This is a genomic window from Streptomyces doebereineriae, from assembly GCF_031845645.1.
Lineage (GTDB): Bacteria > Actinomycetota > Actinomycetes > Streptomycetales > Streptomycetaceae > Streptomyces > Streptomyces canus.
In genome coordinates this window covers 749,380-770,662 of the sequence record NZ_JAVREZ010000002.1, presented here as the reverse complement: position 1 = coordinate 770,662, position 21,283 = coordinate 749,380, and the positions used below count along the sequence as shown (strand labels likewise).

The 21,283-nt window shown below is 70.1% G+C and carries 21 protein-coding genes and 1 tRNA gene; 13 read left to right on the top strand and 9 right to left on the bottom strand.

Annotated elements, in window-relative coordinates:
* Nucleotides 1-5: 5 nt before the first annotated feature.
* The 3 genes from RNB18_RS09055 to RNB18_RS09045 form a co-directional block, all read right to left on the bottom strand.
* Nucleotides 6-839, bottom strand: a complete 834-nt coding sequence (locus RNB18_RS09055; RefSeq protein ID WP_311713594.1) for a triphosphoribosyl-dephospho-CoA synthase — start codon at nucleotides 837-839, stop codon at nucleotides 6-8.
* 9 nt (nucleotides 840-848) lie between these two features.
* Nucleotides 849-1,787 carry an intradiol ring-cleavage dioxygenase gene (locus RNB18_RS09050; RefSeq protein ID WP_311713593.1) on the bottom strand — a complete coding sequence of 313 codons (939 nt, stop codon included), beginning with the start codon at nucleotides 1,785-1,787 and terminating at the stop codon, nucleotides 849-851.
* 88 nt (nucleotides 1,788-1,875) lie between these two features.
* Nucleotides 1,876-2,316 (bottom strand): ATP-binding protein, encoded by a 441-nt coding sequence (locus RNB18_RS09045; protein ID WP_311713592.1) that lies wholly within the window; start codon nucleotides 2,314-2,316, stop codon nucleotides 1,876-1,878.
* 230 nt (nucleotides 2,317-2,546) lie between these two features.
* On the opposite strand from RNB18_RS09045, the gene RNB18_RS09040 reads away from it, so the two are divergent.
* From RNB18_RS09040 to RNB18_RS09000, 9 genes are all read left to right on the top strand, one after another.
* Nucleotides 2,547-3,368, top strand: coding sequence for a hypothetical protein (locus RNB18_RS09040; RefSeq protein ID WP_311713591.1), 822 nt, complete (start codon nucleotides 2,547-2,549; stop codon nucleotides 3,366-3,368).
* Between the two features lie 136 nt (nucleotides 3,369-3,504).
* Nucleotides 3,505-4,242 (top strand): YcnI family copper-binding membrane protein, encoded by a 738-nt coding sequence (locus RNB18_RS09035; protein ID WP_311713590.1) that lies wholly within the window; start codon nucleotides 3,505-3,507, stop codon nucleotides 4,240-4,242.
* A 76-nt stretch (nucleotides 4,243-4,318) separates the two neighbouring features.
* Nucleotides 4,319-4,975, top strand: coding sequence for an SCO family protein (locus RNB18_RS09030; protein WP_311713589.1), 657 nt, complete (start codon nucleotides 4,319-4,321; stop codon nucleotides 4,973-4,975).
* Nucleotides 4,975-5,424, top strand: coding sequence for a copper chaperone PCu(A)C (locus RNB18_RS09025; protein ID WP_311713588.1), 450 nt, complete (start codon nucleotides 4,975-4,977; stop codon nucleotides 5,422-5,424). Before RNB18_RS09030 ends, RNB18_RS09025 begins: the two co-directional genes overlap by 1 nt.
* Nucleotides 5,425-5,437: 13 nt before the next feature.
* A complete protein-coding gene (locus tag RNB18_RS09020) occupies nucleotides 5,438-7,339 on the top strand; it encodes a copper resistance CopC/CopD family protein (RefSeq protein ID WP_311713587.1) in 1,902 nt (633 codons plus the stop codon).
* A gap of 8 nt (nucleotides 7,340-7,347) precedes the next feature.
* A complete protein-coding gene (gene efeB, locus RNB18_RS09015; protein WP_311713586.1) occupies nucleotides 7,348-8,625 on the top strand; it encodes an iron uptake transporter deferrochelatase/peroxidase subunit in 1,278 nt (425 codons plus the stop codon).
* Between the two features lie 126 nt (nucleotides 8,626-8,751).
* Nucleotides 8,752-9,684 carry a prephenate dehydratase gene (gene pheA, locus RNB18_RS09010; protein ID WP_311713585.1) on the top strand — a complete coding sequence of 311 codons (933 nt, stop codon included), beginning with the start codon at nucleotides 8,752-8,754 and terminating at the stop codon, nucleotides 9,682-9,684.
* Nucleotides 9,685-10,215: 531 nt separating this feature from the next.
* Nucleotides 10,216-11,493: a serine--tRNA ligase gene (gene serS, locus RNB18_RS09005; RefSeq protein WP_057609188.1), complete on the top strand. Its 1,278-nt coding sequence runs from the start codon at nucleotides 10,216-10,218 to the stop codon at nucleotides 11,491-11,493.
* Nucleotides 11,490-12,293, top strand: a complete 804-nt coding sequence (locus RNB18_RS09000) for an HAD family hydrolase (RefSeq protein WP_311713584.1) — start codon at nucleotides 11,490-11,492, stop codon at nucleotides 12,291-12,293. The genes serS and RNB18_RS09000 overlap by 4 nt, the downstream gene beginning before the upstream one ends.
* A 69-nt stretch (nucleotides 12,294-12,362) precedes the next feature.
* On the opposite strand, the gene RNB18_RS08995 is transcribed toward RNB18_RS09000, so the two are convergent.
* The 6 genes from RNB18_RS08995 to RNB18_RS08970 all read right to left on the bottom strand — a co-directional run bounded on the left by RNB18_RS08995 (nucleotide 12,363) and on the right by RNB18_RS08970 (nucleotide 16,520).
* Nucleotides 12,363-12,450: transfer RNA gene (locus RNB18_RS08995), tRNA-Ser, on the bottom strand.
* Between the two features lie 267 nt (nucleotides 12,451-12,717).
* A complete protein-coding gene (locus RNB18_RS08990) occupies nucleotides 12,718-12,915 on the bottom strand; it encodes an SGM_3592 family protein (RefSeq protein WP_057609185.1) in 198 nt (65 codons plus the stop codon).
* Nucleotides 12,916-13,021: 106 nt separating this feature from the next.
* On the bottom strand, nucleotides 13,022-13,741 hold the full coding sequence (locus RNB18_RS08985; protein ID WP_266562505.1) for an ABC transporter permease subunit: 720 nt from the start codon (nucleotides 13,739-13,741) through the stop codon (nucleotides 13,022-13,024).
* A 10-nt stretch (nucleotides 13,742-13,751) separates the two neighbouring features.
* A complete protein-coding gene (locus tag RNB18_RS08980; RefSeq protein WP_057609183.1) occupies nucleotides 13,752-14,663 on the bottom strand; it encodes an ABC transporter ATP-binding protein in 912 nt (303 codons plus the stop codon).
* On the bottom strand, nucleotides 14,660-15,565 hold the full coding sequence (locus RNB18_RS08975) for an ABC transporter permease (protein ID WP_311713583.1): 906 nt from the start codon (nucleotides 15,563-15,565) through the stop codon (nucleotides 14,660-14,662). Before RNB18_RS08975 ends, RNB18_RS08980 begins: the two co-directional genes overlap by 4 nt.
* Nucleotides 15,555-16,520, bottom strand: a complete 966-nt coding sequence (locus RNB18_RS08970) for an ABC transporter ATP-binding protein (protein ID WP_311713689.1) — start codon at nucleotides 16,518-16,520, stop codon at nucleotides 15,555-15,557. Before RNB18_RS08970 ends, RNB18_RS08975 begins: the two co-directional genes overlap by 11 nt.
* A gap of 248 nt (nucleotides 16,521-16,768) precedes the next feature.
* Here RNB18_RS08970 and RNB18_RS08965 point away from each other — a divergent pair, with 248 nt between their 5' ends.
* Genes RNB18_RS08965 through RNB18_RS08950 form a run of 4 tightly spaced genes read left to right on the top strand, consistent with a single transcriptional unit; the run spans nucleotide 16,769 to nucleotide 21,166 of the window.
* Entirely contained in the window at nucleotides 16,769-17,611 is an 843-nt protein-coding gene (locus RNB18_RS08965; protein ID WP_311713582.1) for a M24 family metallopeptidase, read from the top strand.
* Nucleotides 17,608-19,365, top strand: a complete 1,758-nt coding sequence (locus tag RNB18_RS08960) for an SDR family oxidoreductase (protein WP_311713581.1) — start codon at nucleotides 17,608-17,610, stop codon at nucleotides 19,363-19,365. Before RNB18_RS08965 ends, RNB18_RS08960 begins: the two co-directional genes overlap by 4 nt.
* On the top strand, nucleotides 19,362-20,231 hold the full coding sequence (locus RNB18_RS08955; RefSeq protein WP_311713580.1) for a metal-dependent hydrolase: 870 nt from the start codon (nucleotides 19,362-19,364) through the stop codon (nucleotides 20,229-20,231). Before RNB18_RS08960 ends, RNB18_RS08955 begins: the two co-directional genes overlap by 4 nt.
* The gene (locus RNB18_RS08950; RefSeq protein WP_311713579.1) at nucleotides 20,228-21,166 is read left to right on the top strand and encodes a MerR family transcriptional regulator; all 939 of its coding nucleotides are present in this window, start codon (nucleotides 20,228-20,230) and stop codon (nucleotides 21,164-21,166) included. Before RNB18_RS08955 ends, RNB18_RS08950 begins: the two co-directional genes overlap by 4 nt.
* The last annotated feature ends 117 nt before the right edge of the window (nucleotides 21,167-21,283 follow it).

Genomic DNA, 21,283 nt, shown 5'->3' with positions numbered 1-21,283 from the left:
CGATGTCAGGCCGCCCTTGGACCGGCCGGCACCGGCAGTGTGTCCACGAACAGGGCACCCGCGAGCAGCCCCGCGCTGCCTCGGGGGCTCCACGCGCGCGCGTGGAGGTCGGTGTCGAGGGCGAACAGGGCCTCGCGGCCCGCGTCCGTCGTCGTACCGCCCGCCTCCAGGACCCCGCGGGCGCCCGCCTGGACGTGCCGGAGGCCCGACGGGCCTGCCGTGTAGAGGAGTTCGGTGTCCTGAAGGGTGGACATCACGGTGAGCAGGGCGTCCAGGCGGGCCTCGGCCTCGTCGGCGCCCGCCTTGCGGGACACGGCCAGCGCGTCCAACGCCCGCCGTACGTGCGGGAATCCGGCCCGCGCCTCGCCCCGGGCGCCCGCCGCGCCGTACTTCGCGGACACCGAGGAGCCCCGGGAGGGCCGGCGCGGGGCCCGTCTGTCGCTGTGCGCGGCGATCTTCTTGGCGGCCGTGGCCACGTCCTTGGACCGCGCCCCCGGGTCGAGGGCGGCCGCGGCGACCAGCAGACCGAGGGTCCACAGGGCACCGCGGTGGCCGCCGCCGGCCAGTCCCACCGAGTGCTCGGTGCAGCGGCCGATCGCGCCCAGCTCCGCACGCAGCTGGGGACTGGGCTCGCCGGTGCGGCGGGCGGCGGCTGCCATCGCCGCGAGGCCGGGCGCGAGCGCCTTGGCCGACCAGCGCAGGGAACAGTGGTCCGGGCTCGTGGCGCGGGCGCCGAGGTCACGCGGGTCGGGCAGGCCCGGCTTGGGAGCCAGGGCCAGCTGACCGGTCAGCGCGTCCACGGCGGCCAGTGCCAGCGCCTCGTCCTCGCGGCTGCTCATGGCCGTACCTTATGAGGACGCGGAGGCCGAGGGACTGGCACTTTCGGACGGAGCGCCGCTCGGCGGTTCGCCCGACGGGGCCCCGCTCGGAGGCGTGCCGCCACCGCCGCTGCCCGCGCCCGTGTTCTCGGCGTCCGGGTCGATGGCGAGGGACAGGGAGCCCTTGTAGCCCTTGGACGGGTCGGCCTTGTGCACGGCCTTGAGGGTGAGCAGACCGCTGGAGGCGCCACCGCCGTCGTAGACCATGTCGTCGTCGAGGGTCGTGTAGCTGCCTGAGTGCTGCGCGTAGGGCTCCAGAGCGAAGATCTCCTCGGCGATCGTGTCGTCGAAGAACAGCTGGCCGGTGTAATTGACCGTGCCGCCCTCGTAGGTGCCGTCCTCCTTCTCGCCGCCGGTGTGCACCTTCACGTGGATGTGGCAGGTGCGCGGGGTGTACCAGCCCGGGAAGATCGTCTCGAACTTCACGACCCCGTTGGCGTTCGCGATCTGGTAACCGCGCAGGTAGGTGTTGTCGTTCGCGGTCGAGCCGTCCTCGCTCTCCGCGGGCGCGGAGCCGCCGGGGTTGGCGGTGGTGTAGCCGGAGTAGTAGCCCCAGGCGTCGCAGTGCCAGATCTCCACGGCCGCGCCCTTGACCGGGGTGCAGCCGTCGGTGGCATCAACGACGGTCAGTCGCAGCGTCAGCGGGACCCCGCTCTTGCCCTCGGTGATGTCCTTTCTGACCAGGGCGCCGTCGAGGTAGTACGGACCTTCGGTGACGCTCGACATGAGCGTCATGCACGCGCCCGTGCTGGTCGCCGAGGCGGTGGCCGTCGCGTCGGTGGTGTCGGTGGTGTCGGCGAAGGCCGACTGGTACCCGGTGACGGCGAGCCCGCCCGCCGCGACCGTTCCGCCGGTCACCGCGATGGCGCGGCGCCGGGTGATGCTGGAATTCCTGTGGTTTCCCGTCATGGCCAGGACCGTAGGAATCCTGTCCGTCAGGACCTTGAGGGGACGCTGTGCGCAACCTGAGGATGCTGAAAAAGCTGAAGCCTCCGGTTCACACCGCCATCAGCGGCGCGTCCTTCCTCCACTTGAGGATCTTGTCGAAGCTCACCACGGCACCGCGGCCCGGTTTGTTGCCGATCTGGACGTGGTCGGCGAGTTCGCGGATGAGACAGAGGCCGCGGCCGTTCTCCGCCTCCATGGGGGTGGGGCGCGGCCGCACGGGAGGGAAGCCCGGGCCGGAGTCGGTGACTTCGATGCGGCACTTCTCACCGTCGAGGTAGGCGGTGACCCGGTACGCCGCCGAGGAGTCCGGCGGCCCGCTCTCCCCGCCGTGCTCCACGGCGTTGGCGCATGCCTCGCTGAGCGCGAGGGAGAGATCGTAGGAGACGTCCGGGTCGACGCCCGCGGTCTCCATGGTGCCGAGCAGCAGGCGCCGGGCGAGCGGAACGCTCGCAGCCTCGCGCCGCAGATGGAGTGACCACCAGATGCTCATGCTCCAGCCTCCTGGCCGCGGCTCGACATACCGTTACGTATTGCCGCGCGTGCCCCGGTGTAAGCACATCGTTGACGTGATGCCGCCCATACGGGGGATGCGCCGGGAGCAATGACCGGTGTATGTGGGGCAGCCCGGGTCAGAAGTGACCTTCCGGTCGTACCCCCCGTACGTCATCTTGTGGACCTGCCGTATGGCGCTCATAAGCCCAGTGCGATGATGAGCCCGCCATGACTGCCCCCCACGCACGCTCCGGAGGGGATCTCCGGGTTCTGCGGGCCGCGGTGTTCGCCGCGGTCTGCGTCGTGCTGGCCGCGGCCGGTCACTCGATCGCCTCCTGCGCCACGGTGCCGCTGTGGACGCTCGGTGCGGGGTTCGTCGGGGCCGTTCTCGTCGTGGCACCTCTTGCCGGGCGCGAGCGCTCACTGGCGGGGATCGCGACGCTGCTGGCGGTCGGACAGACCGTGCTGCATGTGCTGTTCGGGCTCGGGCAGCACGGCACGACGGCGATGTCGTCGTCCATGTCGTCGATGTCGTCCACTCAGCCCGCGTCCGACGCCACGCTGGTCCAGCAGGCCGCCCGGCTGCTGTGCGGGACCACCGCCGCGGCGATCAGCCCGGCGCAGGCACAGAAGATCCTCACCGACGCCCGGCTCCAGCCCGGGACCGGCACCACCGCGGTGCACCATTCCGCTGACGTCATGACCGGCTCCTCCGTCTGGCCGTCCCTGCCGATGGTCCTCGGGCACGTCCTCGCGGCCGTCGCCGCCGGGTGGCTGCTGCGGCACGGGGACCTGGCGCTGCTGCGGCTCGCCGAACTGTCCACGTGCTCGGCGCATTCGGTCGCGGAAGGGGCGCTCGTACGGTCCCTGCGCGGGGCCCTCGCGCTGGTGCGTGCCCTGCGTGCGGGGCTGCCGGGAGCGCCCGAGGCCGGACCACGCGCCCCGCTGGCGGCGTCGCTCGCGTCGCCCCGACCGCGTACCGCGGCACTCCAGCACATGGTGATCAGGCGCGGCCCCCCGGCCGTTGCCGGACTCGTTCTCGCCGCCTGACGCGACGCGATCACCACTCCACTTTCTGAGGGACATTCCCCAGGGAGATGGGACAGGGGCCGCCGTCGTGCGGCACGCGCGTGTGCGCACGCGTATCCCTCTTCACCAGATCCCTTTCGAAGCGGAGTGCTCTTTCATGAAGGCTTCTCGTCTCGCCGCCACCGGTGCCGTCGCCGCCACCGCCGTCATCGTTCTGTCCTCGCCCGCGTTCGCGCACGTCAGCGTGCAGGCCGAGGGCACCGCCGCCAAGGGCGGTTACGCGGTCGTGGACTTCAAGGTCCCCAACGAGCGCGACAACGCCTCCACCACCAAGCTCGAGGTCAACTTCCCGACCGACCACCCGCTGGCCTCGGTCATGCCGGAGCCGATGGCCGGCTGGAAGATCGAGGTCACCAAGTCCAAGCTCGCCAAGCCGCTCGAACTGCACGGCGAGCAGATCACCGAGGCCGTCTCCAAGGTCACCTGGACCGCCGCCACCAAGGACAGCGGCATCCAGCCCGGCTACTTCGAGAAGTTCCCGGTCTCCGTCGGCGCCCTGCCCGAGAACGCCGACGAACTGGTCTTCAAGGCGATCCAGACGTACTCCAACAAGGAGGTCGTGCGCTGGATCGAGGTCCAGGAGGACGGCGCGGAGGAGCCCGAGACGCCGGCTCCCGTCCTCGCCCTGTCCGCGGCCTCCGAGGACGGACACCACGGCTCGACGGCCGCCGAGGACGCGGACGCCAAGACCGAGAACGCCGCCGCGACCACCGAGGCCGACGCCGGCGACAGCAGTGACACCACCGCCCGCGTCCTCGGCGTGGTGGGCATCGTCGTCGGCGCCCTGGGCGTGGCCTATGGCGTGCTGGCCGGCCGTCGGCGCAGCGACGCCTGACCCTGGTTCGCGGGACGCGCGCCGGGTCGTACTACCCCGGCGCGCACCGAAATTCTTACATCTGGGACATTTTGATATGCGCAAGAAGACGTTCGCCGCGGCCGCGCTGGTCGCCGCCGCCACCCTGACCCTCTCCGCCTGCGGCAGCGGTGACGACAGCGGCTCGCCCGTCTCCGTGGTCTCGGAGGAGGCCGGCTCCGACAAGGCCGCCACCGTCCTCGACCAGCCGTTCGAGAAGCCGGACCTGGTCCTCACCGACACCAAGGGCGAGAAGTACGACCTCCGCAAGGAGACCGCCGGCAAGCCGACGCTGATCTACTTCGGCTACACCCACTGCCCCGACATCTGCCCGCTCACGATGAACAACATCGCCGTCGCGAAGAAGCAGCTGCCCAAGTCCGAGCAGAACAAGCTGACCGTCGTGTTCGTCACCACCGACCCGGCCCGCGACACCCCCACCGAACTCGGCAAGTGGCTCAAGGGCGTGGACACCTCGTTCGTGGGCCTGACCGGCGACTTCGCCACCATCCAGGCGAGCGCCCGCACCCTCGGCATCTCCATCGAGCCGTCCCACAAGGACAAGAAGACCGGCAAGACCGTCTCGGTGCACGGCACCCAGGTCGTCGCCTTCTCCCCGAAGACCGACGAGGGGTACGTCCTCTACGGCGAGGACGCCACCGTCGACGACTACACCAAGGACCTGCCCAAGCTCATCAAGGGGCAGAACCCGTGATGCGTTCCTCCACCGGGCTCGCCGTACTGACCGGGGCGGTCCTGCTGCTGGCCGGCTGTTCGGATTCCGACGGCTTCTCCGGAGGCCTCACCGTCTCCGGCGCCTACATCCCCCAGCCCGTCTCCGCCGACATGGCCGCCGGGTTCATGACGATCTCCAACTCCGGCTCGTCGAAGGCCGAGCTGACCTCGGTCACCAGCGACGACGGCGAGATCACCATGCACGAGACGACCGGCGGCGCGATGGAGGAGGTCTCCCGCCTCTCCGTCCCCGCCCACGGTCAACTCGTGTTCAAAAGCGGTGCCAACCATCTGATGTTCGACAAGCTGAAGCAGGCCCCGAAGCAGGGGCAGACGGTCACCGTCGAACTGCACTTCGCCAAGTCCGACCCCGTCGTCGTGAAGATGCCGGTGAAGTCGGCGACGTACGTCCCGAAGACCGGACACTGAGGGAGGGATCACCTTGACGCAGACCATCGCCCCCCGCGTCCGGACCCTGGTACTGCTGCTCCTGGCCGCGTGCGGCCTGCTGCTGACCACGGCCGGGCCTGCCTCCGCGCACGCCGCGCTCACCGGCAGCGACCCCCAGCAGGGGGTGGTGGTCGACAAGGCGCCCGACCAGGTCTCGCTGACCTTCTCCGAGAAGGTCGCCCTGTCGAACGACTCGCTGCGGGTCCTCGACCCCAAGGGCAAGGCCGTCCAGCAGGGCAAGCCGTTCGAGGTCGGCGGCACGACGTACGGCGTGAAGGTCCACAGCGGCCTGCCGGACGGCACGTACACCGTCACCTACCAGGTCGTCTCCGCCGACAGCCATCCCGTCGCCGGCGCCTACACCTTCTCCGTCGGCGCCCCCTCGACCACCTCGGTCTCCGTCTCCGGGGACACCGCGGGCGGCGGGGTCGTCGGCTGGCTGTACGGCTTCGGGCGGTACATGTCGTACGCCGGTTTCATCGTGCTGGTCGGCGGCGCCGCGTTCGTGCTCGGCTGCTGGCAGCGCGGCGCCGGAGTGAAGCCCATGCAGCGGCTCGTCGTCGGCGGCTGGCTCACTCTCACCTCGGCCACTCTGCTGCTGCTCCTGCTGCGCGGCTCCTACACGGGCTCCGGGAAGGTCGGGGACGTCTTCGACCTGGACCTGCTCGGAAACGTGCTCCAGACCAAGGCGGGCGCGGCCCTCGTGTCCCGGCTGCTGCTGCTCGCGGCGGCGGCGCTGTTCATCTCCGTGCTCTTCGGGGCCTACGACAAGCGCGAGGACGAGGAGAAGCGGGACCTCACCTTCGGGCTCGCGATCGGCGGGACCGTCGTCGCGGCCGGACTCGCGGCGAGCTGGGCGATGGCCGAGCACGCCTCGGTCGGTCTCCAGGCGGCCATCGCAATGCCCGTCGACGTCGTCCACCTGCTGGCCGTCGCCACCTGGCTCGGCGGACTGACCGCACTGCTCGTCGCGCTGTACCGCTCCGACGCACCGATCGAGTCGGCCGCCGTACGACGGTTCTCCCAGGTCGCCTTCGGCAGCGTGGTCGCGCTGGTCGCGACCGGCGTCTACCAGTCCTGGCGCCAGCTCGGCTCCTGGTCGGCGTTCACCGAGACCCGGTACGGACAGCTGCTGCTGGTCAAGATCGGGCTGGTGGCGCTGCTGGTCGGCATCGCGTTCATCTCGCGGCGGTGGACGGCCCAGCTGGCCGACACCGCCGTACGGCAGAACAAGCGGGCACCTCAGAAGGAGCGGGTCGCTGCGAGTGCGTCCGGCTCCGGCAAGTCCAAGGGCGGCGGCTCCAAGCGGGCCGCTCAACTCGCCCGGCAGCAGGCCGCAATGGACACCGCGCGGCAGAAGCGGACGCGGGACGCCGATCCGAACCGGTTCGGGCTGCGCCGCTCGGTGCTCGCCGAGGCCGGTGTCGCGGTCGTGCTGCTGGCGGTCACGACCGTGCTGACGCAGACCGAGCCCGGCCGTACGGAGGAGGACGCCAAGGCGGCCAAGGCGGCTTCCTCTTCGTCGTCCTCCTCGGACGCGTCGAACGCCTCCGGGGCGCTGACGCTCGACATGTCGTTCGACACCGGCGGCACGGACGGCAAGGGCGTCGTGACCGTCGACTTCGACCCCGCGCGCGTGGGCGGCAACGAGATGCACGTCTACGTCCAGCGGCCCAACGGCCGCGCCTTCGACATCCCCGAGGTGAAGGTCGCCCTCACCCTGGAGGCCAAGAAGATCGGGCCGCTGGCCATCACCCCGGACCGCATCGCCACGGGCCACTGGTCGGCGAGCAACGTGCAGATTCCCATGGCGGGTGACTGGAAGGTCGCCGTGACCGTACGGACCTCCGACATCGACCAGACGACCGTCTCCAAGAACGCGCAGATCGGCTGAACCGCACCATGGCTGAACAGTCCCTCCCCGTCGTCGACGATGGCGCCTCCGCGAAAGAGAGTCCCTCTTCGCGGGAGGGCATCTCGCGCCGGGCCCTGCTCGGCACCGCCGGTGCCACCGGGCTCGTCCTGGGCGCGGCCGGCGGAGCCGCGGGGTACGCCTCCGCGCCCGCCGCGGCCACTCCGCTGACCTCGGTGGGCAGCGACGAGGTGATGTTTCACGGGAAACATCAGCCCGGCATCACCGAAGGCCTCCAGGCCCGCGGCCATCTCATCGCCTTCGACCTGGCGGCGGGCGCGGGCCGCAAGGAGGCAGCCGCGCTGCTGCGCCGCTGGTCACATACGGCTCGACGGCTGATGGCGGGGGAGACTTCCGGGCCCCACGACACGGATGTCGCCCGGGACGCCGGGCCCTCCTCACTGACTCTGACCTTCGGCTTCGGGCACAGCTTCTTCGCCCGCACCGGGCTGGAGAAGCAGCGGCCGGTCGCCCTCGACCCCCTGCCCGACTTCTCCTCCGACCAGCTCGACAAGGCCCGCAGCAACGGCGATCTGTGGGTGCAGATCGGCGCCGACGACGCCTTGGTCGCCTTCCACGCCCTGCGCGCGATCCAGAAGGACACCGGCAGCGCGGCGAAGGTCCGCTGGCAGATGAACGGCTTCAACCGCACGCCGGGGGCCACGGCCCACCCCATGACGGCCCGCAACCTCATGGGCCAGCTGGACGGCACGCGCAATCCGAAGCCGGGCGAGCCCGACTTCGACCAGCGCATCTTCGTCCCGGAGTCCAGCAGCCCCGCGTGGATGGCGAACGGCTCCTACGCCGTCGTACGGCGGATCCGGATGCTGTTGGACGACTGGGAGAAGCTGTCCCTGGGTTCCCAGGAGGCCGTCATCGGGCGCCGGAAGGCGAACGGCGCGGCGCTGTCCGGTGGGACCGAGACGACGGCGATGGACCTGGAGAAGACAGACGCGAAGGGGGATCTGGCGGTGCCGATCAATGCGCACGCCCGGATCACCCGGCCCGACCAGAACGGGGGCGCGGCCATCCTGCGCCGCCCGTTCTCGTACCACGACGGCATCGACGCGGACGGGGTGCCGGACGCCGGGCTCCTGTTCGTCTGCTGGCAGGCCGACCCGTTGCGCGGCTTCGTCCCGCTCCAGCGCAAGCTCGACCGCGGCGACGCACTCTCCCAGTACATCCGGCACGAGTCGAGCGGTCTGTTCGCGGTGCCGGGCGGGGCGGCGGAGGGGGAGTACGTGGGGCAGGGGCTGCTGGAGGGGTGAGGGTTCGGGCGGGGCGGGGGTCACGCGAACGTCCGGGGACGGCTCTTGGTCACGCCGTTTCACTCAGCGGAGGGGCAGTAGTGAGACGCCCGCGCCCTGTTCCGCAAGGGCCATTAGGGTGAGGTCATGCCAGCGAGCTATGCCTATCTCGGCCCTGAGGGCACCTTCACCGAAGTCGCGCTGCGGACGCTTCCCGAGGCGGCGACCCGGGAGCTGATCCCCTACGTGTCGGTGCAGTCCGCGCTGGACGCGGTGCGCGTGGGTGAGGCCGAGGCCGCGTTCGTGCCGATCGAGAACTCCGTCGAGGGCGGCATCACCACCACCCTCGACGAACTGGTCGCGGGCGCCCCGCTGATGATCTACCGCGAGGTGCTGCTGTCGATCACCTTCGCACTGCTGGTCAGGCCGGGCACGAAGCTCACCGACATCAAGACGGTCTCGGCGCACCCGGCCGCCCAGCCACAGGTGCGCAACTGGCTGAAGACGCACCTTCCGGACGCCCACTGGGAGTCGGCCGCCTCGAACGCGGACGCGGCCCGGCTGGTCCAGGAGGGCCAGTACGACGCGGCTTTCGCCGGCGAGTTCGCGGCCGCCCGGTACGGCCTTCAGGCGCTGGAGACCGGGATCCACGACGCCGAGAACGCGCAGACGCGGTTCGTGCTGGTCGGCCGCCCGGCCCGGCCCGCCGCACCGACCGGCGCCGACAAGACCTCCGTCGTGCTGTGGCAGCGCGACGACCACCCCGGCGGGCTGCGTGATCTGCTGGGCGAGTTCGCCACGCGCGGTATCAACCTGATGCTGCTGCAGTCCCGGCCCACGGGCGCGGGCATCGGCAACTACTGCTTCTGCATCGACGCCGAGGGCCACATCACCGACCGCCGGGTGGCGGAGGCGCTGATGGGGCTGAAGCGGATCTGCCGAGAGGTGCGGTTCCTCGGTTCGTACCCGCGTGCGGGCAAGGAACCGGCGGACCTGCGGGCGCCGCTTACGGGCACCTCGGACGAGGAGTTCATGGCGGCCTCGGACTGGGTGGCCCGGTGCCAGGACGGGCGTTTCTGACCTGTCTTACCTGCAGATTTTAGTTATCCACAGAAGTTATCCACAGGCCTGCGTCTCGACCTGGGGACAAGTCGACACCAAAGCGCGACCCTGTCGACAAATCGGCCTACAGACCCCTCCGGCGTTCACGGGCGCGCACATCACCCTTCGTCCATTCTTTTCCCTTGGGTAACCCTTTGGAGTGACCGCTTTCCACTCGAAAGCAGGGGTAGATATGGGTTTGCGACGGGAATCCTCGGCGTGACCCCCACGTTTCGAAGTGATCAATTCCGAAATCCACAGATCCTCCGCACAGCCTGTGGATAACTTCTCGGGGTGTGTGGATTCCTGTGGACAACCGCACGCCAAGTCCCGCTCTCCACAAGGGAGTCCAGTCAACCCGACTCCTCACGCATGCTTCGTCCCGGGGATCCGGGGTGCTTTTCATTGACACACGCCGCAATTAGCCCATAACGGAACGTAAGCCACGATTCGGTACGGCTGGGAATAGTGAGTCGTGGGCCGTATCCCTGCACCGGTAGCCTTGACCGCGTGATTGACCTTCGCCTGCTCCGTGAGGACCCCGACCGAGTGCGCGCCTCCCAGCGCGCCCGTGGAGAGGACGTCGCCCTCGTCGACGCCCTCCTGTCTGCCGACGAGCGGCGCAGGTCGTCCGGCGTCCGCTTCGACGAGCTGCGTTCCGAGCAGAAGTCGCTCGGCAAGCTCATCCCCAAGGCCACTCCGGAGGAGCGCGCCGAGCTCCTGAAGAAGGCGGAGCAGCTCAAGGCGGACGTCAAGGAAGCCGAGGCCGCGCAGAACGACGCCGACGAGGAGACCAAGCGCCTCGCGTCGCAGCTCGGCAACCTCGTCCACCCCGACGTCCCCGTGGGCGGCGAGGAGGACTTCGTCGTCCTGGAGACGCACGGCACCATCCGCGACTTCGGCGCCGAGGGCTTCGAGCCCAAGGACCACCTGGAGCTCGGCGAGGCGCTGGGCGCCATCGACGTCGAGCGCGGCGCCAAGGTGTCCGGCTCCCGCTTCTACTACCTGACGGGCGTCGGCGCCCTGCTGGAGCTCGCCCTCGTCAACGCGGCGATCGCGCAGGCCACCGAGGCGGGCTTCACCCCGATGCTCACCCCCGCGCTGGTCCGCCCGCGCGCCATGGAGGGCACCGGCTTCCTCGGCCAGGCCGCGGAGAACGTCTACCACCTGGAGAAGGACGACTACTACCTGGTCGGCACCTCCGAGGTCCCGCTCGCCGCGTACCACATGGACGAGATCCTCGACGCCGACAAGCTGCCGCTGCGCTACGCCGGCTTCTCGCCGTGCTTCCGCCGCGAGGCCGGCACCTACGGCAAGGACACCCGGGGCATCTTCCGCGTGCACCAGTTCGACAAGGTCGAGATGTTCTCGTACGTCGCCCCCGAGGACGCGGAGAACGAGCACAAGCGGCTCCTGGACTGGGAGAAGCAGTGGCTGACCGGCCTGGAGCTGCCGTTCCAGGTCATCGACGTGGCCTCGGGCGACCTCGGCGCCTCGGCGTCCCGCAAGTACGACTGCGAGGCGTGGATCCCGACCCAGGGCAAGTACCGCGAGCTGACCTCGGCCTCCAACTGCGACGGATTCCAGGCGCGCCGCCTGTCGGTCCGCATGCGCGACGGCAAGAAGGTCCAGCCGCTGGCGACGCTCAACGGCACGCTGTGCGCCGTACCGCGCACCATCGTGGCCATCCTGGAGAACCACCAGTTGGCCGACGGCTCGGTGCGGGTGCCCGAGGTGCTCCGTCCGTACCTGGGCGGCCGGGAGCTGCTGGAACCGGTCGCCAAGTGAGCGGTGGCTTTCCGTACCGGCTGATCGCGACCGACCTCGACGGAACGCTCCTGCGCTCCGACGAGTCGGTCTCGCGGCGCACCCGTGACGCGCTCGCCGCGGCCACCGCGGCGGGCGCCGTCCACATCGTCGTGACGGGACGCGGGGCCCGCTGGACCAGGCACGTCCTCGACGACCTCGGCTACGACGGCCTCGCGGTCTGCGCCCAGGGCGCACAGGTGTACCACGCCGGCGAGCACCGTCTGCTGACGTCGGTGACCTTGGACCGGCAGCTGGCCGGCGTCGCCCTCGCGAAGATCGAGGCGGAGATCGGCCCGCTGTACCTGGCCGCGAGCCGCGACGGCCTCGACGGCGACGTGATGGTCGGGCCGGGGTACGCGGTGACGGGCGCCCTGCCGTCGACGCCGTTCACGGACGCGTCGGATCTGTGGGCCGCCCCGCTGAACAAGATCTACATCCAGCATCCGGAGCTGTCGGACGACGAGTTGGCGCAGGCCGCCGTGCGGGCCGCGGGGGGTTTCGTCAACGTCGCGATGGCGGGCCAGGGCATCGTCGAACTGCTCCCGCTGGGCCTGTCGAAGGCGACGGGCCTGTCGTTGGCCGCTCGCCGCCTGGGAGTGAAGGCCGCGGACACGATCGCCTTCGGCGACATGCCCAACGACCTCCCGATGTTCGCCTGGGCGTCGTACGGCGTGGCGATGGCGGACGCGCACGAGGAGCTGAAGGCGGTCGCCGACGAGGTGACGTCCTCCAACGAGGAGGACGGGATCGCGGTGGTGCTGGAGCGGTTGCTCGGCTGACGGATACGCGCGCAGGTTCCCGGGCCGTACGGCCGAGAAGCCCGGCCAAGTCCCAGTGACAACGTCTCGCGGAGGATGCACGGATCGAACGTGCGCGGGCTTTCCAGGCCCGACCACGGCTTAGCAAGCCGGTGCCTTACCACTCGGCCAATCCTCCGGGTGGGCGGCCTCACGCGAGAGCGACATCGCGTGCTCGAAGCGGCCGCCCCGGGCAGTTCCTGCGGGTGGACTCGACGATGGCGTAACTACACCGGAGTCCTCCGCGGGCTGCCCTGGTGGGAGCTGGACGTACTGTCGTGCATGGACATCGCCCGGCTCCTCCCCAGAACGTGGCGCCGGACCTCGTCCGGCGGTGTGGACAACAACCACTCTGCCTTTACGACGAGTTGGGCGCCACCGATTAAATGCGGCCGTGTGTTCGAGCCTACCGGCGCCGCCAGCGACGCCGGCGCTTGCTGAAGAACCACCCCGCGGGCGGCTCGTCGGAGCGCCAGGGCTGCGGTTCGGGCTCCTCGTCACGCCAGCGCGCCGCCAGCATCCGGGCGCGGGCAGACGGCTCGGTCGTCCCTGCGGACCGTATGAAGTCCTCGTCCAGGACCAGCTCGTCCCAGTCGTCTGCCATGCCCGTTCCCTTCGACTCCCAGCCGAACGTTCCCCTTTGTCCAGTCTGCCCGGACAAGGGTGAAGTCCCTGTCAATAAGCGGGACATCAGTGACACGTCGGGGCGCCTACTCCTCGCCCGCCAGCGTCAGCGACCGCAGCTTCTGTCCCGCGTACCAGGTGGCGAGGACGGTCACCACGACCAACAGCACCGTGGCCGTCGGCAGGCCGACGTCCGAGGTGACCAGGTCCCCGCCCGCGACCTTGTGGGCGACGGCCAGCGACCACTGCTGGACGCTCAGGGTCCTCGCCCCGGCAACCAGGGACCCGAACAGGGCCTCCCAGACCAGCGCGTAGACGAGCCCGAAGACCACCGCGTGCCGGGACACCGTGCCGAGCAGCAGGAAGAGCGCCGCGTAGGCGATCGAGGAGACCAGCGCGGCCACCGTGTAGGCGACGGCGATCTGCTGGCCGTTGCCGTTGAGGATGAATCCCGCGATCAGCGTCGGCAGGGCCGAGAACACCATGGTCACGGCGATCGCCACGATCAGCTTGGTGAAGATGATCGTCGGCCGCTTGACCGGCTTGGACAGCAGATACACCACCGAGCCGTCGTCGATCTCCGGGCCGATCGCGCCGGTTCCCGCGATGACACCGATGATCGGCACCATGGTGGCGAGCGCGAGCCCGCCCAGCAGGTCGGAGGCGGTCTGGTCGTCGGCGCCGACGAGGGCGCGCACGATCACGGAGATCACGATCAGCAGCAAGGGCAGGGCGCCCAGGATGAGGGCCCGGCGGCGGCCGAGCAGGGCCCGATAAGTGAGTCGGGCGACTGTGGGGTCGTACATCTTCGGCCTCCTACGCCGCGACAAGATACGAGAAGACGGACTCGAGCGACTCGTCGGACGGCGAGACCGTGAGCAGCCGGATGCCGTGGTCGCGCGCGACCTTGGGCAGCAGCGCGGTGAAACGGCCGAAGTCGACAGCCTGGATGCGCAACGCGCCCTCCGCCAGGTCGACTTCGATGCCGGACGTCGACGGGTCGGCGATCAGCGCGGCCGCGAGGGCCCGGTCGTCGCTGGAACGCACCAGATAGCGGTGCGGACGGTCCGTCATCAGGCGGCGGATCCTGCGGAAGTCACCGCTGGCCGCGTGCCGGCCCGCGACGACGACCTCGATGTGCCAGGCGAGCTGCTCGACCTCTTCGAGGATGTGCGAGGAGAACAGCACGGTACGGCCCTCGTCGCCCATGCGCCGCAGCAGGTCCATGAGCTGCATGCGCTGGCGCGGGTCCATGCCGTTGAACGGTTCGTCGAGCAGGAGCAGTGAGGGGTCGTGGACCAGCGCGGACGCCATCTTCACGCGCTGACGCATGCCCTTGGAGTACGTCGAGATCTTGCGGTCCTGCGCGTACTCCATCTCGACCGTGGCCAGCGCCTTCTGCGCGGCCTTGGCGCCCAGGCCGTGCAACTCGGCGTTGGCGACGACGAATTCGCGGCCGGTGAGGAAGTCGTACATCGCCTCGCGCTCGGGGACGATGCCGATGTGTTTGTAGATCGCCTCGTTGCGCCACACCTGCTGTCCGTCGAGGGTGACGGTGCCGGTGGAGGGGGCGAGGAAGCCGCCCATCATGTTGATGAGGGTGGACTTTCCGGCGCCGTTGGGGCCGAGGAGGCCGGTGACGCCGGGGCCGATCGTCATGGTGATGTCGTTGACGGCGACCACGTTGCCGAACCAGCGGGAGACATGGTCGATCTGGAGCGTGGTCACAGTCCCACCTTCTTGTAGCGACGCATCAGGAGGCCGTAACAGGCGGCGATCAGGCCGAGGACGGCCAGGACGTAGACCACGCCCTCGCCGCTCGACGGGCCGACCGCTCCCGGGAACGCCGAGCTCGCGCCGAGGAACGCGGACTGCAGTCCGTCGATGAGCGTGACCGGCGAGAACAGCCCGATCCACGGAACGGCACTGGAGCTGCCTTGGGCGTCGGCGATCGCCTGGACGGTGGAGACCGCGCCGTAGGAGATGGTCAGCACGGCGATCACCGCCGCGATGCCGAAGCCGCGGCGAGGGGTGACCGCCGCGATGACCAGGCCGATACCGGCGAAGAGCAGCGAGAGCAGCGCCACGGAGACGAGTCCCTGGCCGAACCCCTTGGTCTGGTCGGCGAAGTCCAGCTTGGCCAGCAGCGCGCCCACATAGAGCACGATCAGCGGGGCGGCGGTCAGGATGAACATCGCCGAGGCCAGCGCCGCGTACTTCGCGCGCACGTAGTCCGCGGTCTCGATGGGCCGCGAGAAGTAGAGCGGCACGGTCTTGAAGCGCAGGTCGCGCGAGACGGACTGAGGGGCCTGCGAGGCGACGTACAGGCTGATGACGGCCTGCATGATGATCGCGTAGCGCGTGTAGTCGACGGGCAGGTCGTTCGCCTTCGTGGCGACCGCGACGGCCACCATGATGGCCGCGGGCACGCACATCACGACGAACAGCAGCATCGGCAGCACCTTGGACTTCACCGAGCGGCCGAGGCCGTAGGCGCCGCGCAGGGACTGCGAGTAGAGCGAGCGGGTGGCGTAGGAACGACCGAGGCGAGGGCCGTCGTAGGTGCGGTAGCCGATGTTGTGGATGCGGGTCTGGTCGCCCGAGGGGGCGACCGGGTTCTCAACTGCCATGGCTGACGGCCTCCTTCCGCTGCTCGTCCTCGTTCGTGAAGACTTCCGAGATGTGGTGCCTGCGCTGCTCCATGCGCACCAAGCCGAGACCGAGGTCGGCGACGACGTCCCGGACGAGGTCGTAGGTCTCCTCGCCCTGGGCGGTCAGCAGCAGGATGTGGCCGGCGCCCGGCAGACCGCTCTGGGAGTCGAGGGCCTCCACCCCGCGCGCGTGGAGCGCCTCGCGCACCGCGCGGGTGCCGTCCGGGTGCTCGTCGCTGTCGGTGACCTCGACCGCGAGGGTCGTCGTGGTCTGGGTGAAGTCGGTGGTGGAGCTGGAGCGCAGCAGCTTGCCGCCGTCGATGACGACGACGTGGTCGCAGGTGCGCTCCAGTTCACCCAGGAGATGCGAGGTCACCAGGACCGAGATGCCGAAGTCGGTGTAGATACGGCGGATCAGACCCAGCATGTCGTCGCGGCCGACCGGGTCGAGGCCGTTGGTCGGCTCGTCGAGGAAGACCAGCTGCGGGTCGTGCACCAGGGCCTGCGCGAGCTTCACGCGCTGCTTCATGCCGGTGGAGTAACCGCCGATGGGGCGGTAGCGCTCCTCGTACAGGCCGACATGGCGCAGGGTGTCCGCGGTGCGCTCGCGCGCGGCGGTGGGCGGCAGACCGGACATGCGGGCCATGTGCACGACGAACTCGGTGGCCGAGACGTCCGGCGGCAGGCAGTCGTGTTCCGGCATGTAGCCGACGCGCTCGCGGATGGCGGCGCCCTTGGTCGCGACGTCGAGCCCGAGCACTTCGGCACGGCCCTCGGAGGCGGGGGACAGACCCAGCAGGATCTTGATCATGGTGGACTTGCCGGCTCCGTTGGCGCCGACGAGTCCGGTCACACCGGGTCCGACGTCCAAGGAGAGCCGGTCAAGAGCGGTCACCCGGGGGAACCGCTTGCTCAGGCTTTCGGTCGCGATCACAGTCACGTCGTCGACAGTAGTGACGCGGACCACTCAGGTCGTCACCCCGCAGAGCTGCATCGGCATCAGACTCCAGACGTACGGGCACCTAGGGGTCACCCTGAAGTAGAACAACGCGGCCTGCGTTTTCCACATCGGCAGGTTTTTCCACAGCCCGACCCAGCTCTATTGACGCAGCCTCTAACAACTGTCACATTCGCCAGTGTCACGTTACGGGCACGTACCGCAGTCGACGGGGACGAGGCGGCATGACGACGGCAGTGAACAACGAACTCTCCGCCCGATTGCGGGGATTCAGGCAGGTCCAGCGGCTCGCGTACGAGTGTGCGGAGGCCGTCGCGGCCCGTCTGGAGCCCGGCATGAGCGAGCGGCAGGCCGCCCGGATGCAGCGCGAGTGGCTGCGCGAGCGGGGCGTACGGGACTGGTTCCATCTGCCGTTCGCCTGGTTCGGGGACCGTACGGCGTTCACGGGCTTCCGCGTTCCGCTGCAGTTCTTCCCGACCGACCGCCGCCTGGCGCCCGGCATGCCGTTCATCCTGGACATGGCCCCGGTGTACGAGGGCTTCACCGCCGACATCGGCTACTCCGGATCGCTGGGGATCAACCCCGTCCAGGACAGACTGATGGCCGACCTCGAGGCGCACCGCGAGCTGATCCTGCGCGAGGTCCGTGAGCGGCGGTCGCTGCGCGAGGTCTACGAGGACGTGGACCGCCTCATGGTCCGCCAGGGCTACGCCAACCGGCACCGCGCGTACCCGTTCGGCGTGATCGCCCACAAGGTCGACCAGGTCAAGCAGCGCCGCTGGTCACCGCATGTCTTCGGGTTCGGCACGCAGTCCTTGAAGGGCCTGGCGGCCGACGCGCTGCACGGCCACCGCGAGGGCTGGTCGCCCCTGTGGTCGCCGTACCGCTTCTCCGACCACCCGCCGCGGCCGGGCCTGTGGGCGGTCGAGCCCCACCTCGGGTTCCGGGGCACAGGCGCGAAGTTCGAGGAAATCCTGGTCGTCACCGACTCCAAGGACCCCGAGCAGAGCGCCTTCTGGCTGGACGACGATCTGCCGCACGTGCGGCGCTGGGCGGAGGCGAAGTGAGCTTGCTGAAGGGTGCGCGGGAACGCCGGGTGCGGACCGGTGGCGTCGAACTGTGCGTGGCCGAACTGGGCGACCCGGGGCAGCCGACCGTGGTCCTGGTGCACGGCTACCCGGACAGCAAGGAGGTCTGGGCCGAGGTCGCGACCCGTCTCGCCGACCGCTTCCACGTCGTCCTCTACGACGTCCGGGGCCACGGCCGATCGACGGCACCGAAGCCGCTGCGCGGCGGGTTCACCCTGGAGAAGCTGACGGACGACTTCCTGGCCGTCGCGGACGCCGTCAGCCCGGACCGGCCCGTGCACCTGGTCGGACACGACTGGGGCTCGGTGCAGGCCTGGGAGTTCGTCACCGTCCCGCGCACCGAGGGGCGCATCGCGTCCTTCACCTCGATGTCCGGACCGTCCCTCGACCACCTCGGCCACTGGATCGCGGGACGCCTCAGGCGCCCCACCCCGCGCCGGGTCGGCCAGCTCCTCAGCCAGAGCGCCAAGTCCTGGTACATCTACCTGCTGTACACCCCCGCCCTGCCCGAACTGGCCTGGCGCGGCCCGCTCGGCAAGGTCTGGCCGCGCCTCCTCGAGCGCGTCGAGAAGGTTCCCGCCGACGGCTACCCGACCTCCTCGCTGCGCACCGACGCGGCCCACGGCGCGTGGCTGTACCGGGACAACGTCCGGGCCCGGCTGCGCCGCCCGCGCACCGACGCGTACGCACACGCGCCCGTGCAGCTCATCACGCCCCTGGGGGACGCGTTCCTCTCGGAGAAGCTCTGCGACGGCCTGGAGCAGTGGGCACCACAGCTGACCCGGCGCACCCTCCCCGCCAAGCACTGGATCCCGCGCTCACGCCCGGACCAGCTGTCCGCGTGGATCACGGAGTTCGTGACGTCCGTCGAAGGCGGCCGGACCGCTGTGCGGGCGAACGGGAAGTACGCCGAGCGGTTCGCCGGACAGCTCGTGCTGGTCACCGGCGCGGGCAGCGGCATCGGCCGCGCCACGGCGTTCGCCTTCGCGGAGGCCGGCGCGCGCGTGGTCGCCGTCGACCGGGACGCCGAGGCCGCCGCCCGCACCGCGGAACTGTCCCGGCTGGTCGGCGCGCCAGAGACCTGGGCGGAGACCGTCGACGTCTCCGACGAACAGGCCATGGAGAAACTCGCCGACAAGGTCGCCGCCGAGTACGGCGTCGTGGACGTCCTGGTCAACAACGCCGGGATCGGACTTGGCGGCTCCTTCCTCGACACCACCACCGAGGACTGGAAGAAGGTCCTCGACGTCAACCTGTGGGGCGTCATCCACGGCTGCCGGCTCTTCGGCAAGCAGATGGTGGAGCGCGGACAGGGCGGCCACATCGTCAACACCGCCTCGGCGGCCGCCTACCAGCCCTCCAAGGCGCTGTCCGCCTACGGCACCTCCAAGGCGGCCGTCCTCATGCTCAGCGAGAGCCTGCGCGCCGAACTCGCGGGCCGGGGCATCGGCGTGAGCGCGATCTGCCCCGGCTTCGTCAACACCAACATCACCTCCACCGCGCGCTTCGCGGGCGTCGACGCCGACGAGGAGAAACGCCGCCAGAAACGCACGGCCCGCCTCTACGGACTGCGGAACTACCCGCCCGAGAAGGTCGCCGACGCGATCCTGCGAGCCGTCGTGCGCAACCAGGCCGTCGTACCGGTCACACCCGAGGCCCGCGCCGCGCGCGCCATGGCCCGGTGGGCGCCGAAGGCACTCCGCGCGATCGCACGGTTGGAGCCGCCGCTGTGAGCCACGAGATCGCCCCGCGCCGGGTGTCCTTCGACTGGTCCCGCACGCCCCTGCACTGGATCCCCGGCGAGCCCACCGCGACCCACGTCATCAACGTGCTGCACCTGCTGCTGCCGGCGGGGGAGCGCTGGTTCGTGAAAGTCCTCAAGGAAGGCCTGCCGCTGGTCAGTGACCCCGAACTCCGCGCCGACGTCAAGGGCTTCATGGGCCAGGAGGCCACGCACAGCGTCCAGCACACGCACGTACTGGACCACCTGGCCGCGCAGCGCCTCGCCACCGCCGACTTCACCAAGTACGTCGACTTCCTCTTCGAGCGGCTGCTCGGCGAGCGCCCGCCCCTCAACGCGCCCATTCCCGCGCGCGAGTGGCTGCGCTTCCGGCTGTCGGTCGTCGCCGCCATCGAACAGTTCACGGCCGTGCTCGGCGACTGGGTGCTGGCCGCCGGCGGACTCGACCGGGCCGGCGCCGACGAGATCATGCTCGACCTGCTGCGCTGGCACGGCGCCGAAGAAGTCGAACACCGCGCGGTCGCCTTCGACATGTACCAGCACTGTGGCGGCACCGGAACGTCCCGCTACGCCCGCCGGATCGCGGGCATGGCGGTCACCGCCCCGGTGATGCTCCACCTGTGGCTGTGGGGGACGGCCTACCTGATCCGCCACGACCCACAGCTCGCGGGCCGCCTGCGCTACTCCCTCAAGGAGCACGAGAGGGCCGTACGAAAAGGACTGCTGCCCGCCTGGCGGGAGCTCGGCGCGGCCATACCGCGGTACCTCCGGCGGTCCTACCACCCTTCGCAGGAGGGGTCGTTGAGCCGTGCGGTGGAGTACCTGAAGCGGTCACCGGCGGCGAGGGCCGCCGCGTGAGCGACACCCCCGCCCACCGGATCGAGGACCTCGCCCACCTCAGCGGCGCCACCGTCCGCACCATCCGCGCCTACCAGGACCGCGGACTGCTCCCCCGCCCCGAGCGCCGCGGCCGGGCCAACATCTACACCGACACCCACCTCGTCCGGCTGCGCCAGATCGCCGATCTCCTCGACCGCGGCTACGGCCTGGCCTCCATCAAGGAGCTCCTGGAGGCCTACGACTCCGGCCGTGGCCTCGGCGGCATCCTCGGTCTTGTCGCCGAGGTCGACGGTCCGTGGACCGACGAGGAGGCCGTCCGGATCTCCCGCGCCGAGCTGGACGCCCGCTTCGGCGGCACCCCCGACGAGGCCGCGGTCGCCGAGGCGGTGGAGCTCGGCGTACTGGAGCCGGTACCCGGCGACGACGGAACATTCCTCGTGCCGAGCCCCCAAGAGCTTGCCGTGGCCGCCGAGTTGTACGCGGCCGGGGTTCCGCTCTCCGCGATCTCCGGCCACCTGAGGGAGTTGAGGGGACAGGTCGAGCACATCGCGGCCCGTTTCCTGGAGTTCACCACCGAGCACGTCTTCGCGCGCTACCTGGCAGGACCGCACCAGCCGACCGACAGGGATGCCGCCGAAGCTGCCTCACTCGTACGACGGCTGCGGCCGCTCGCGCAGCAGACCGTGGACGCCGAACTCGCGCGCGCGATGCGGACATTGGCGGTACGACACCTGCGGCAGCACCTCGGTTCCGGGGAGACGTCGGATGGGCGTCGGGCGTCACGATCCGTGTCCGTGCCCGAGGAGACGATGCGGGCGGTGGAAGGGCTGGTTGGGGCGGAGCGGGCGGCGGAGTTCTTTGTGCTGGCGGCTGAACGGGAGGTGCGGGCAAGGGCGTTGGATGCGCTCACGTCAAATGGTCAGCCCCCAGTCGATCTTGACGAAGAGGGCTGACATGACAGGGAGTTGTCCACAGAAACGCCAAGTAGCCTGTGGATAACTACAGTTGGTTGTGGATCAAACATCCGGGCCAAAATCATTCGCGTGATTCACGTCTCTCCCGGCACCCTG

What these genes read in the sequence shown, in the direction of transcription:
- RNB18_RS09035 (WP_311713590.1), top strand. Translation starts at nt 3,505, where the DNA reads ATGAAGGCTTCTCGTCTCGCCGCCACCGGTGCCGTCGCCGCCACCGCC.
- RNB18_RS09030 (WP_311713589.1), top strand. Translation starts at nt 4,319, where the DNA reads ATGCGCAAGAAGACGTTCGCCGCGGCCGCGCTGGTCGCCGCCGCCACC.
- RNB18_RS09025 (WP_311713588.1), top strand. Translation starts at nt 4,975, where the DNA reads ATGCGTTCCTCCACCGGGCTCGCCGTACTGACCGGGGCGGTCCTGCTG.
- RNB18_RS08965 (WP_311713582.1), top strand. Translation starts at nt 16,769, where the DNA reads ATGACGACGGCAGTGAACAACGAACTCTCCGCCCGATTGCGGGGATTC.
- RNB18_RS08975 (WP_311713583.1), bottom strand. Translation starts at nt 15,565, where the DNA reads ATGGCAGTTGAGAACCCGGTCGCCCCCTCGGGCGACCAGACCCGCATC.
- RNB18_RS08990 (WP_057609185.1), bottom strand. Translation starts at nt 12,915, where the DNA reads ATGGCAGACGACTGGGACGAGCTGGTCCTGGACGAGGACTTCATACGG.
- RNB18_RS09040 (WP_311713591.1), top strand. Translation starts at nt 2,547, where the DNA reads ATGACTGCCCCCCACGCACGCTCCGGAGGGGATCTCCGGGTTCTGCGG.
- pheA (WP_311713585.1), top strand. Translation starts at nt 8,752, where the DNA reads ATGCCAGCGAGCTATGCCTATCTCGGCCCTGAGGGCACCTTCACCGAA.
- RNB18_RS08985 (WP_266562505.1), bottom strand. Translation starts at nt 13,741, where the DNA reads ATGTACGACCCCACAGTCGCCCGACTCACTTATCGGGCCCTGCTCGGC.
- RNB18_RS09055 (WP_311713594.1), bottom strand. Translation starts at nt 839, where the DNA reads ATGAGCAGCCGCGAGGACGAGGCGCTGGCACTGGCCGCCGTGGACGCG.
- efeB (WP_311713586.1), top strand. Translation starts at nt 7,348, where the DNA reads ATGGCTGAACAGTCCCTCCCCGTCGTCGACGATGGCGCCTCCGCGAAA.
- RNB18_RS09045 (WP_311713592.1), bottom strand. Translation starts at nt 2,316, where the DNA reads ATGAGCATCTGGTGGTCACTCCATCTGCGGCGCGAGGCTGCGAGCGTT.
- RNB18_RS09050 (WP_311713593.1), bottom strand. Translation starts at nt 1,787, where the DNA reads ATGACGGGAAACCACAGGAATTCCAGCATCACCCGGCGCCGCGCCATC.